Origin of the sequence: Yersinia proxima (assembly GCF_902170785.1) — a bacterium.
GTDB lineage: Bacteria > Pseudomonadota > Gammaproteobacteria > Enterobacterales > Enterobacteriaceae > Yersinia > Yersinia proxima.
The window spans coordinates 547,451-560,548 of the sequence record NZ_CABHYG010000004.1; the positions used below are offsets into that span (position 1 = coordinate 547,451).

The window sequence follows — 13,098 nt, forward strand, 5'->3', positions numbered from 1 at the left end:
ACATTATGAAACATAAAATCAACTCTTATTTGATATAAGATATATTTCCGCAACAGCAATCAGATATTTTGCAGAAGTTTATAATTTCTCGGTCAATATAACTGTCGGACTTTACTTAACCTGACATAACCTCCCTGCCGTCACAGTTCCCCCAGTGCCGACTATCATCCTTCATATCGAGATATTGACATTAGAGTAGCTCGAAGCCATATATTTACTGTTCACGATCAAAAGCTGATTCAAGGACACATTAACATGTACAAATTGCCGTATAAAAAAGCGCTGCTTACCTTGGTCTGTCTCAGTATATTTCCACTATTCGGTGCCAATGCTGATATAAAAATGCCCTCCGATTGGCATGGCAAAAAGATTGAAGGCCCGCCACAAGGTGCCAATGGCTGCGGTGAAGCACCAGATATATCGCGTATTACCCATAAATATTTGGATGTTCCTTACGCCTCAGTCTCCGATGCGCAAAAAATGGATATCTTCCTACCCGAACAATGGCAACTCAAGTACCCCGTTATCATCAATGTACACGGTGGTGCATTCTTTGGTTGTGACAAAATGGATAATCAGCTCGTCCCGGCACTTTACGGGCTGGAAAAAGGGTATGCGGTGGTGAATATCAATTACCGACTCAGTCCGGAAGCTGCATGGCCAGCACAGATAAATGACGTAAAAGCCGCCATCAAATTCGTCCGAGCTAATGCTAAAAAATACAATTTCGACCCCGATAATATTGTTTTAATGGGCGGTTCTGCAGGTGGAAACCTGGTGGCATTAGCCGGAGTCTCAGCAGATGTGAAATCTTTAGAAGATCCGGCATTGGGCTACCCTGACGTTTCGACTAAAGTTCAGGCGGTTATTGCCTGGTATCCCCCAATTAATTTCCTGAAGATGGATGAGCAATGGAAGCAAATAGGTATCGATGGACAAAAACATTCAACAGCAGATTCTTTTGAATCTTTCCTGATGAGAAAACAGATCTCACAGGTGCCACAAGATATTATGGACACCACGAATCCTGAAAAATATATTACCAAAGATGCACCGCCATTTTTGATTCAGCATGGTTATAAAGATTCAGTTATTCCACGACTGCAAAGCCAAGAGTTTGCCGATAAGTTGGCTCAAGCAATTGGGGGAGATAATGTGGAATACAACCTATTAATGGAATCTGATCATGCTGAAGATAAGTATTTCCATACACGGAACAATCTTGAGCGAAACTATGAATTTCTGTCTCGTCATTTAAATCTTAAATAACAATAATTCTGAGGCTCTTATTGCAAATAAGAGCCTATTAAGAAATACCTTTTGCGATTATCATTAATCGTTGATAAGAAGGAGATACTAATGAATTACACCATAAAAAAGTTTCAGGAAATAACGCGGATCTCTTCTCATAATCTACGGTATTTCGATAAAATTGGCCTATTGGTTCCCAAAAGGGATGCTAATGGATACAGATTATATTCACATGCTCAGATATCCCAGGCTCATATGATCGAAATCTTGCAGGAGGCCAGGATGCCTAATGCCGAGATCAAGGCAGTTTTATCCGATTACTCGTCGTCTGAAAGCATAGATAAAATAAAAAAGGCGCATTCTGAACTCCTGGCGTACCAAGAAAAACTGGCTCAGGCAAGCCACTTTTTACAGAAGCATATCCAGTGCTTAGATGCCATATCAACGACCAAAGAAAATATAAACACCCCATTTATTGAAGATCGAGCCAAAGTTGAAGTCGGTATATTGCAACTTCAAACAGGTAATATTTTAGATTTCTTTAAAAAAATAGGTGATATGACCGAAGACTATTCGTGGTATCTAACATCCAATTATGGTTTTCTATTAAAAAGTAGTGACATTAAACCCGATAACTATCCACTTGCCACCCTATTTTGCGATCACCCAGCCATTATTCGTCAATCACCTTACACTCTGCACGCGGGAAAGTTTGTCAGCATGTGTTGTGCCGGAAGTCTTGAGAACAACGTGAATGTGATGAAATTAAAGCAATATGCCCAGGATTGCGGTTACCGACTCACTGGCGATATTATTATCGAGAATATCAGCGGCCCGGTAATAGAAAAGAAAAAGAGTGATTTTCTCATCAAAATAATGGTAGCTATTCAGTCAGATAAATAGCCACCACTCTTACGCAAGTGATCGTTTGCTGAAATGGCTTTTACTGAGGCGACTGTTGCAGTGTCCAGTTCAGTACCTGTGAGGCCAACTGATTACTCGCCAAGCCAAAAGCATCTACCACTTCATTCATCTGTGCGCCCTTAATAGGTTGCCGAACTTCAAAATGTCGCGTCGCCATAATTCTACGATCTGAAATCCGCACCAGTCGGGCATCAAAACGGATCAGCACTTCACTGTTACCCGCTTGATATACCCCCTGAAATGCCGATAAATCGCCGCTCAGCTCAACATCAGCCTGCAGGCTATCATCGTCACTGCTGACCGCAGGAATACGGCCATCAGTGCGGAACTCCTGAATCAGGCGATTACGCACTAAAATAGGAGCCGGATCAGTCCAGCGCGAATTTTTGTAGACCGCTATTTCCTGCCCTTCTGGCTGCACAGCAATACGCGAGCTGTTGATAAACTGATTGGTAGCCGGTTGTGATACTCGCAACGACCAATTTACTGCCTGCCCACGCGGCGCATTTGCTGCGGGCGGCACGGGTAGTAAGTAAACTTGCGATACCGGCGCACTGGGTAAAATGGTACAAGCTGACAGTAACATCGCCAGCGCGGATAACATCAACAGCCGCGCACCACGACCGGTAGAGTGTATTATCTTCAGAGATATCATCGAGGCGTAAACTCCTGTGTTCTTTCACGGCCACGCAGCAGAGCCGCAGGGTTTTCTTCCAAACGGGAAACCGCCGCACGCAATGTGGCTAATGTTCTGCGCAACTCATCAACAGCAGGCCCCAATTCATTCATTCCTTGCATGCCATTATTGAGAGAAGTTTGATTTTCACTGACCAATTTATTGAGAATGATGCTGGTATTTTGTAACGATGCCATAGTCTTGGCGGCATCATTAACCAGTTGCTTACCCTGCCCGTCCATCAATCCATTGGCGTTGCGCAGCAAGCGGTTGGTCTGCGTCAATGTCTCATTAGCTTGTTTGCTGGCCTGCGCCAACTGCTGCAACATGGTGCGAATATCCTGACGTTGATCGGCAACAGTTTGGGTAACCAGTGCGAGATTATCCAGCGTAGTAATGAGCCGTTGCTGATTATCAGGTGCTAATAGCTGGTTTAAGCGCATCAGCACTTCATTGGCGTTACTCATGAAATTTTCGCCATTGGCTAGCAATTGGCTCATCGGTGATGGAGTGGCAATAATAATAGGAATTTCGCCATCTTTACCCTCCAATAGCGGGCTTGACGGGGTGCTGCTGCTAAATTGAATATTTGAGGTGCCGGTAATGCCTGCGACCGTCAGACGGGCTTGGGTATCCTCGCGGATAGGTGTCGAGGCAGAGACGCGGATACGCGCCCAAACCTTATTAGGGTTCTCACTGTCCAAACGTAATTGAGTCACTTCGCCGACCCGAATACCACTGTATTGCACAATACTCCCCTGAGACAGCCCGCTCACCGGCTCATTGAAAACAATATCGTAGAGTTTGAACTGACGGTTAGAACCGGCATTGGTCAGCCATAGGCAGAATAACAGCGCGGCACTGACCACAATGAGAGTGAACAAACCAATGACAACATGGTGAGCACGGGTTTCCATTTACAACCTCTCTTCGCTATTAATTGCTGCCGCTGCCTGATAAGCAGCCCGGCCACGGGGGCCATGAAAATACGCCTGAATCCAGTCATCATCAGTTGCAGCCACTTTATCTAATGTATCGACCACCAGCACTTTCTTTTGTGACAGCACAGCTACACGATCACACAAGGTATAGAGTGTATCCAGATCATGTGTGACCAGAAATACCGTAAGATTCAGTGCATCACGCAAGGTGCGGATCAAACTGTCAAACGCCGCCGCACCAATAGGATCAAGACCCGCAGTCGGCTCATCGAGAAATAAAATGTCCGGGTCTAATGCCAGCGCGCGCGCCAAAGCAACGCGTTTGACCATCCCGCCCGACAGAGACGCCGGATATTTACTGCCCGCTCCTGGTGGTAACCCCGCTAGCGCCAATTTAACCTGCGCTAACCGCTCTGCCTCGCCGCGGGGTAAACCCGCATTTTCGATTAATGGCAAGGCCACGTTTTCCGTCACCGTCAGAGAACTGAATAATGCACCTCGTTGAAACAATACACCAAATCGGCGTTCGACCTGGGAGCGCGCCTGGCCCGATAATGTCATTAAATCCTGACCAAACACATGGATCTGCCCGGCCGTCGGGCGGCGTAGCCCCACAATACTGCGCAGTAGCACTGACTTGCCTGTACCCGAACCGCCCACCACACCGAGCACTTCACCGCGCTGCACATCAAGATTAAGATCCTGATGCACGCACTGCTTGCCAAAGCAATTCACCAGATTGCGAATTTGAATGATTGGCTCTTGTGTCATTTGGCTCACCATCCCATTTCCATGAAAAATAGCGCCGCGACGGCATCAAGCAAAATCACCACGAAGATTGAATGCACCACACTGGTGGTCGTGTGTACCCCGACAGACTCAGCACTGCCGGTGACTTTGAACCCTTCCAGACAACCAATGATGGCAATCAGGAAAGCGAAAATCGGCGCTTTGCTTATCCCAACCAGAAAATGCTGCAATCCATTGCTGTTTTGCATGATTGATAAAAACATGGTGGGCGAAATATCGAGGGCTAAAGCACAGACCACCATACCGCCGAAGATGCCGCAAACCATGCCGATAAAGGTCAACATCGGTAATGAAATTAATAGCGCTAACACCCGTGGCAGCACCAACAACTCGACAGGATTTAACCCCAGAGTTTGGATAGCGTCGATTTCCTCATTGGCTTTCATCAGGCCAATTTCAGCGGTAAAGGCGCTGGCGGTTCGCCCCGCCATTAAAATGGCGGTGAGCAACACAGCAAATTCACGCAGGAAAGAAAACACCACCAAATCAACGGTGAAGATACCCGCACCGAAAGTGGTTAATACTGTCGCGCCGAGAAAGGCAATAACCGCTCCGACCAGAAACGTCAGTAGCATAATAATAGGAACAGCATTGAGGCCGATTTGCTGAATATTGGCAATCAAGGAGGTCATTCGCCAGCGCGAGGGACGGAAAATCGTGCTGAATAGTGCTTCAAGAGTCAGGCCAACAAAACCCAGTAACGATTTGATATCTTGCCATAAATTGTCCACCGACCGGCCGGTGTTCGCCAATAACTCAAGCCAGAATGAAGTCGGTTTTTCTGATGACTCAGAGGCTAAATCAGGCAAAACACGGCTAACTGTTTCCAGTAAAGTTCGGCGTTCTTCAGGCAGTTTAGGCGCAAGTTCACGCAGATGATTGATGCGGTCTTCACCCAGAAGCAGGGCTAACAGCGTAGCGCCTGCGGTATCTAAAGCCCCTAACTGCGTAAGATCAAAGGCCACGGACTGAGGCTGACTCGCACGAAATTGCGTAACGACCGGTTCCAAAACGCGGTAATGCGCCAGCACCCAATCTCCTTTGATAGAGACCCGGACAGGTTGAGCTGAGCTGTCGATATCGAGTTGTGCTGCAAATGGCCGCGCGGTCATAGATAAAGCCTTACTCTTTATTGGAATACGGTTTTGACACTATTTATCAATCAAAACCCAAATCACTACCGTAAATAGGTATATCACACACTTAACTAAGAGCAATGACTAATGAATAAAGAGAATTAGCAGACTCTAAACCGTTAATAAACAGTTTAATAAAAAAAGAATCAGTGGACGGGTATTAGGGGCCCGTTGGCCCCCTCGGTCAATGTGCAAATTGCCGTATTTTTTTCCCTGGCATCGCAAACCAAACCACAGTAGCAAGCAGGATCAACAAACCGCTGGCAGTACCTAACACTAAGCTGTGCGAAGCTGAAAAAGCGAGTTTGGCGCTATTGAGCAGCGCATCATACCCACCAAGATTATTTACTACCTGAATGGTTTCGCTGATAGAAGAACTGGCTTGTTCCACTAAGCCGGCGGGCAAATCTTCCGGTAATACAATCGAGGCAGTATAGGCCCGCGATAGCATCAAACCAAAGATTGCCACCCCCAAACCTGCACCCAACTCATAAGCCATACCCTCGACAGCCCCCGCCGCACCAGCTTTTTCTGGTGGAGCCGCGCTCATGATTGCCGCCGTGGAAGCGAGTAGCGATGCTTCAATACTGAAACCGAGTAATATCATCCATCCCCACGCTTGATATACCTGCGTGGCAAAATCAGTCCAGGCCAACCCAAGAAAACTTAATGAACTGAAGGCGATACCGGCGCTGGCGACGGTGCGTAATCCCAGTTTTGCCACTAACCACCCCGATAACGGCCCACTCACTCCGCTGGCAATCATTAAAGGCAGCAGAAATATGCCCGCTTCAAGTGGACTTTTGCCCAATACAAACTGCAATTCTTGCGTCAGGAGTAATTCAAACCCCACCAGCGTTATCATCGCCGTCATGGCCATTGTTATACCAACAGCAATAACTCGCTGACTTATCAGACGAAAATCGATCATTGGGGCAGAGGTAGACAATTGATGGCGCACAAAAGCAAACAGCATCACACCACCAAACAAGGCCGTCAGCGATGTCGTTACCGGATCGCCATTGCCGCGCAGCCCGGTTTTGGCCGCATAAACCAGCATCAGGATCGCAGTGATTAACACTAATGCCGGAGCCAATTTCCATGTCTGTTCAGTGCGCATCGGCTGAGTAGGAATGACCACCAACGTGGCAATAACCACCGCGATAATAATGGGAATATTGATTAAGAACACCGATCCCCAGTAGAAGTATTCCATTAATAACCCACCGACCAACGGCCCCATCGCCGCGCCCATGGTGCCAATAGCGACCCAAATTCCTAATGCCAGAGCCCGCTCACGTTCATCGGTGAAGATATGACGCACTGCGGATAAAGTTGCGGGCAGAATCATCGCCGCTCCAATCGCCAAAAAAGCACGAGCGGCGATCAATGCCGCCACTGATGGCGCTAAAGCTGCGCCAAGAGAGGCCAAACCAAACAGCACCGACCCCAATAAAGCCAGACGTTTAAAACCGATGCGATCGCCCAGTGCCCCCATTGGGAGCAATAAACAGGCCATCACCAACGAGTAAATATCGATGATCCACAGTAACTCACTACCGGTAGCTGACAGGGCGATCCCCAGCCGTGGTGCCGCCACATGAAGTACGGTTGCATCAATAGAAACAGGGAGATACATCAGAATAATAACGTAGAAAATCATCCACTTTTTAGACATACAAAACGCTCGAATTAGGCATAAATTGGTGTTGAACACCTGTTCAATTTCGCAATAATAGCGGAAAGTTGAACTGACGTCCAATTCATCACATAATGATGAAAACATTAATGCGTCAGATAAAGGAGCCTCTTTGGCCTATTTGAATCGTGAAGAGCGACATGACACCATTTTGCAGGCAGCGATGCGTGTCGCCATAACCGAGGGAATGAACGCGACCACCGTGCGCCGTGTTGCCAGTGAAGCGGGAGTGGCTGTCGGGCAAGTACATCATCACTTTGCGTCGGTTTCACGACTGCGGGCCGATGCTTTTCTATTATTAGTGAAGCAATCTTTAGCGGCTTTCGCGATAAACAGCCAAAACTTACCGGCCCACGAGCGGGTGCTTCTTGTTCTGGGTTATCCACAAGATGAAGCGGGTAAACGAGAAACGCGCTTATGGAATGAAGTCTCAATCATGGCCGAACGCGATGATTTGATTAAAGAGGCCTGCGCCACCTCAATGTCGGATTGGCATCAGGCCACCGTCGAGGTGATTAATGCCGGAATAGCCAATGATGAATTCCGCTCAGATATCAATGCCAGTGATATCGCATGGCGCTTGATTGGGCTGGTCTGTGGTCTGGATGGATTGACACAATTAACCGAATTAGGTTTTTCGGAAACAGAAATACTGCGCCATCTAACCGCTACGATGAAAGCCGAATTACTAAAAAACCCTTAAACTAACACTAGCCCCAGCCGATATCTCACCCAGTTTTTTGCCGGAGATACCGGCTATAATAGCTATTTGATCCACCCATTCCCAAAATCATTGGCGTTGTGGCAAGAATGCGAAACTGCTGCAACATCAAGGAAGAACGGGATTTTTGAGAGCCTACTATGACTCAACAATCTACAGTCGCCGATGTTATCTATTACAACGGTATCATTTACACGGCAGATGCCAATAACCGGGTGTGCAGCGCCATCGCACTGGGCCAGGGCTATATTCTGGCGACGGGCAATGATGAGCTTATCCCACAGTTTTCCGGCCCGAAAACCCAACTTATCGATCTGGCGGGCAAGTTTATGATGCCCGGCCTTATTGACAGCCATATGCACCCATTTTGGGGTGGCAAACAGCTGATCGGGTGCAATCTCAATTATGCCGCGCTGAGTGTTGAGCAGACGTTGGATATTATCCAAAAGCATCTCGATAGTGATCCCTTTAAAGGTGAAAATGACTGGTTGACAGTGCGTGCCTGGCAGCGGCAAGCCATGACACCGGTAGGTGCAGATATGAGCCGTGCCGCCCTCGACTCACTTAATACTCGTCGCCCGGTGGCGTTGTTCTCGAATGACTGCCACACGCTGGCGGCCAATAGTCGCGCGCTTGAGTTGCTGGGGATTGATGAGAATACCCCTGTCCCGCCCGATGGCAAAATTGCTCGTGACGCGAACGGCAAACTTACCGGCATTTTGGAAGATGCACCGGCCATGCGCGCCTTTGACAGCATCCCTTCCGCCACGCCAGAAAAGAATGTGCAAATTGCCGCTCATGTGCAGCAAGTCTTAAATGCTCAGGGCGTCACGACTGTGATGGATACCCGTGTATTTGCTGAACAACTGGTGGCTTTCCGCCAATTATATGAGCGCAATGAGCTGACTTTACGCGTTCTGGGTGCTAAAGAAGTCACACCAGACAGCCTGCAAGGGCCGGAAGATGCGGCGCGTGTGGTGCAAGAAGTGGTGGAATTTGGTCGCCTGTGGGGAAATGAAGAGTGGACACCCGCGCCGGGGTTTGCTGTTGATCACTTGAAACTGTTTATCGACGGTGTATTACAGCCACCGACCATGACCGCCGCCCTGCTCGAACCTTATCGTGCCAACCACGGCACAGTAGAAAACCCAGACTGGCAGCCAACTAAACACTATGGCGACCTCTATTTTACCGCGCCAGTCGTCAATGCAGTGATGCTGGAATGCGCCCGTGCCGGCCTTCATCCACACACTCACACCGTGGGTGATGGTGCGATCGAAATGGTGCTGGATGCGGTGGAACAGATGCGGGCAGCTTTCCCTGGCAAAGATATCCGGCCGGGGCTGGCGCATAATGAACTGGTGGCAGCTCATCAATATGACCGCTTTGCCAAACTGGGGGCGACTGCCGTGCTCTCTTTCCAGTGGGGCGGTTTGCCGGGTGTATTGATTGATGAAGAGCGCGAAATGCTGGGGGAAGCCCGTTTCCAACATATGGAACCCGCGGCGCGTTTCCTCGATGCAGGGGCACGTATTGCTTATGGGAGTGACTGGCCGATTGACCGTTTGGATGAATGGTACAACCTGCAAGTGGGGATGACCCGCCGCGCATGGCATCTCGACGGCAGTCCCGCTGGCCCGCGACTGGATAATGATCGTGACCTGACCCTGATTGAAACATTACGCTCCGCCACCATTGACGCGGCATATATGATTGCCAAAGAGCAATATATTGGCTCACTGGAAGCGGGTAAATTTGCCGACATTATCATTTTGAAAAATAACCTGTTTGAGCAATCGCCAGAGACAATTTATCAAACTCAGGTGGAATCTACATTGATTGGCGGTAAAGTGGTTTATCAGGCCGGATAAACCGGTGTTTATACCCACCCGAGCCACTGATGTAAGTCAGTGATTCGGGTGGTAAATATGCCGAAATCAAAGGCAACATACCGGGATGACCCAAGTCATCAATCTGGCAAATAACGCGGCAATACCAGGTCGGAAAGGTATTGGCTTTCAAACCTTCCCCCCTTGTGTCAAAATCCGCTCCTTTATAATTTCTACCCTAAATAATTCGAGTTGCAGGAAAGCGGTAACTGAGTAAATCCCCATGAACTTATTGATTTTAAGGTCAATGGCAGTAAGTGACTGGGGTGAGCGAAGGCAGCCAACGCACATGCAGCTTGAAGTATTACGGGTATGCGCTGCATAAAAATGCAGCTTAGCGGTGCTTGTACACACCAGGAGATGATACGGTAATGCCACAAAATATTCAGTTGCGCAGAGTGCTTAAAACCCCCGCGCTGGTCGCTTTCGGGCTCGCCTATATGGTGCCTTTAGGCGTATTTACTACCTATGGACAGGTGACTGTATTAAGTCAGGGGCATCTACCTATTGCCTATCTGGTCACCGTAGCTACCATTTTATTTACCGCCCTCAGTTATTGCCGGATGACTAACGCTATGCCGTTATCAGGCTCTGCCTATTCTTACGTTCAGCGTAGTTTTGGTGGAAAAACCGGTTTTCTGGTGGGTTGGGCGCAAATTTTGGATTATCTGTTCCTGCCAATCCTTAATTATTTAGTTTTAGGCATTTTCTTGCACGAGGCATTTCCGGCGATCCCCGCACCGGTATTTATTATTGCGTCTATTGTCAGTGTCAGCCTATTGAATATTCTCGGTGTGCGACTGCTCACTTCGGTGAATTTCTCGCTGATCGCGGCACAGATGGTCTTTATCGTATTATTTATTGCCCTTTCTTTCAGTCAGGCAGATTTAAGCCCGGCTGCGTTAATGAAGCCACTGCTGGTCAATGCCGGTGATATGTCTGGCTTATTATCCGGTGCCGCGGTGCTTTGCCTGGCATTCCTCGGTTTTGATGCCATCGCGACTATGGCTGAAGAAGCCCACGACGCGAAACGCACTCTGCCACGTGCCATTCTGTTTACCGTGATAAGCGCCGGTGCCATCTTTATTGCTGTGTCTTATGCCGCGCACTTGGCTTATCCAGACTGGAAATCATTAATCCCTTATCAGGACACCGCCAGCCTGATTATCTCCGAGCATGTCGGCGGTAAGTGGATGTATAACTTCTTTATGGCCACTTACCTGACGGGGGTTTATGCCTCAGCGATGACCGCACAAACTAGTGTGTCGCGCATCTTCTATGCCATGGGCCGTGAAGGGGTACTGCCGCGCAAAGTGTTCTTCCATCTGCATCGCAAGTTCCATACGCCGTGGCGCGCTATTTTGTTCGTGGCGACCATCTCGCTGCTGGCGCTGTTCCTTGATCTGAATTTAGTGGTGTCGATGATTAGCTTCGGTGCGCTCGGTGCGTTCACTTTTGTGAACTTGAGCGTTATAAAACACTTTATTTTCAATGAGAAACGTCGTGGTGTTTCAGCCATGTTTAAATATGGGCTGTTGCCAATGATGGGGTTTGTGATGTCGGTGTGGTTGTGGGTTCATCTTGAACAGCGCGCGCTGGAGGTGGGCTTGCTGTGGTTACTGGCAGGTTTTATTTACCTGCTGTGGCTAACGCGCGGTTGGCGTCAGTCTCCACCATCGGTTCATCCAGATGATATTTCTCATCTGCTGTGATGTCTTTGGTTTAACTTTGTCAGCAATATATACCCTATAGATTTCATGGTGCAGGAAGGCGGCAAGCAAGATACAAATCGGTCGGGAACCGATTTGTACAGCATTTATGCTGCCCGCAGGGTGAGCCTCAGGGATGAGGCTCATTAATCCCGATGAGCTTACATCAGTAAGTGATTCGGGTTATCGAGAGCAGCCAACACACCTGCAACGTGAAAGATGACGGGTATCTAATTAACTCCGACGCGCCCGGCCGACCGCCTCACCCAACTGCCACACCGCCATCGCGTAATGGGTACTGTGGTTGTAGCGGGTAATGGTGTAGAAGTTTGGCAAACCATACCAATATTGATAGCCGGTGCCGACATCAAGGCGCAACAAGCTGGCTTCCTGATAATCGCCCAGCGAACCGGTCGGGCTTAGCCCTGCGGCAGATAATGTCGAGATGGGGTATTTGGTCTTAAAGCCATTATCGAGATTCGGCGCTTGCCCGTTGGCAGGAATAGCCACCGCCGCCCCTTTGGTCCAGCCGTGGGCTTTGAAGTAATTCGCCACACTACCGATGGCATCCTCCGGATCCCACAAATTGATATGGCCATTGCCGTTAAAATCAACAGCATAATCCTTAAATGACGATGGCATAAATTGACCATAACCCATAGCTCCGGCGTAAGAACCGCGCAGACTGAGCGGGTCATTGCCCTCAGCGCGCGCCATCAGCAAGAAGGTTTCCAGCTCACCAGAAAAATACTCGGCGCGGCGCGGATAAGCAAAGGAGAGTGTTGCCAGCGCATCAATGATACGAGTCTTACCCATCACTCTGCCCCAGCGTGTTTCAACACCAATGATCCCTACGATAATTTCGGGTGGAACCCCGTAGACCTCATAAGCTCGTTGCAGGGCTTTTTCATGTTGATTCCAGAAATTCACCCCATTTTGCACGTTATCTGGCGTAATAAACTGGTTGCGATAGCGGTTCCAGGCACCATTTGGCCCGGATGGACGGCCAGAGGTCGGCGCTTGCTTATCCATCAAGCGGATAACAAAATCCAGTTTTTTAGTTTGCGCTAATACATCATGCAGTTGCTGACGCTCAAAACCATGCTCACGCACCATTTTGTCAACAAAACGGGCGGTATCCGCATTATAGGCAAAATCACCGTCTGTCACGTGACCCACATGTTGTGGTTCAAGTAAAAAACCACTTTGTGTCAGGCTATCTGACGGCGTGGCAGCAACAGGAGGCGTCGGCTTGCTGCTACAGGCAGAAAGCAAAATGAGTGAGGGAAGAATGACAGCTAAGTGACGCATCGTATATCCATAAACCATGCCAGAAAGTAAT

At 48.6% G+C, this 13,098-nt stretch carries 11 protein-coding genes; 5 read left to right on the top strand and 6 right to left on the bottom strand.

Going from position 1 to position 13,098, the window contains the following annotated elements; all coding sequences use genetic code 11:
* Positions 1 to 255 precede the first annotated feature (255 nt).
* Positions 256 to 1,269, top strand: a complete 1,014-nt coding sequence (locus FTB31_RS04495; protein ID WP_050076184.1) for an alpha/beta hydrolase — start codon at positions 256 to 258, stop codon at positions 1,267 to 1,269.
* 90 nt (positions 1,270 to 1,359) lie between these two features.
* Positions 1,360 to 2,154: a MerR family transcriptional regulator gene (locus FTB31_RS04500; protein WP_227726942.1), complete on the top strand. Its 795-nt coding sequence runs from the start codon at positions 1,360 to 1,362 to the stop codon at positions 2,152 to 2,154.
* Positions 2,155 to 2,194: 40 nt separating this feature from the next.
* Here the strand turns inward: FTB31_RS04500 and FTB31_RS04505 are convergent, their stop codons facing one another.
* The 5 genes from FTB31_RS04505 to FTB31_RS04525 all read right to left on the bottom strand — a co-directional run bounded on the left by FTB31_RS04505 (position 2,195) and on the right by FTB31_RS04525 (position 7,416).
* Positions 2,195 to 2,830: an ABC-type transport auxiliary lipoprotein family protein gene (locus tag FTB31_RS04505; RefSeq protein WP_227726944.1), complete on the bottom strand. Its 636-nt coding sequence runs from the start codon at positions 2,828 to 2,830 to the stop codon at positions 2,195 to 2,197.
* On the bottom strand, positions 2,827 to 3,768 hold the full coding sequence (locus FTB31_RS04510) for an MlaD family protein (protein ID WP_077173807.1): 942 nt from the start codon (positions 3,766 to 3,768) through the stop codon (positions 2,827 to 2,829). The genes FTB31_RS04505 and FTB31_RS04510 overlap by 4 nt, the downstream gene beginning before the upstream one ends.
* A complete protein-coding gene (locus tag FTB31_RS04515; protein ID WP_013650221.1) occupies positions 3,769 to 4,575 on the bottom strand; it encodes an ABC transporter ATP-binding protein in 807 nt (268 codons plus the stop codon).
* Positions 4,569 to 5,714, bottom strand: a complete 1,146-nt coding sequence (locus FTB31_RS04520; protein WP_050076188.1) for an MlaE family ABC transporter permease — start codon at positions 5,712 to 5,714, stop codon at positions 4,569 to 4,571. Before FTB31_RS04520 ends, FTB31_RS04515 begins: the two co-directional genes overlap by 7 nt.
* Positions 5,715 to 5,922: 208 nt before the next feature.
* Positions 5,923 to 7,416: an MFS transporter gene (locus tag FTB31_RS04525; RefSeq protein WP_050076523.1), complete on the bottom strand. Its 1,494-nt coding sequence runs from the start codon at positions 7,414 to 7,416 to the stop codon at positions 5,923 to 5,925.
* A gap of 133 nt (positions 7,417 to 7,549) precedes the next feature.
* On the opposite strand from FTB31_RS04525, the gene FTB31_RS04530 reads away from it, so the two are divergent.
* The 3 genes from FTB31_RS04530 to FTB31_RS04540 all read left to right on the top strand — a co-directional run bounded on the left by FTB31_RS04530 (position 7,550) and on the right by FTB31_RS04540 (position 11,759).
* A complete protein-coding gene (locus tag FTB31_RS04530) occupies positions 7,550 to 8,140 on the top strand; it encodes a TetR family transcriptional regulator (protein WP_050076190.1) in 591 nt (196 codons plus the stop codon).
* Between the two features lie 158 nt (positions 8,141 to 8,298).
* Entirely contained in the window at positions 8,299 to 10,029 is a 1,731-nt protein-coding gene (locus FTB31_RS04535) for an amidohydrolase (protein ID WP_077294530.1), read from the top strand.
* A 389-nt stretch (positions 10,030 to 10,418) separates the two neighbouring features.
* Positions 10,419 to 11,759 (top strand): APC family permease, encoded by a 1,341-nt coding sequence (locus FTB31_RS04540; protein WP_050076192.1) that lies wholly within the window; start codon positions 10,419 to 10,421, stop codon positions 11,757 to 11,759.
* Between the two features lie 231 nt (positions 11,760 to 11,990).
* Here FTB31_RS04540 and mltB read toward each other — a convergent pair whose 3' ends face one another.
* Positions 11,991 to 13,067, bottom strand: a complete 1,077-nt coding sequence (mltB, locus tag FTB31_RS04545) for a lytic murein transglycosylase B (RefSeq protein WP_227731150.1) — start codon at positions 13,065 to 13,067, stop codon at positions 11,991 to 11,993.
* Between the last annotated feature and the right edge of the window lie 31 nt (positions 13,068 to 13,098).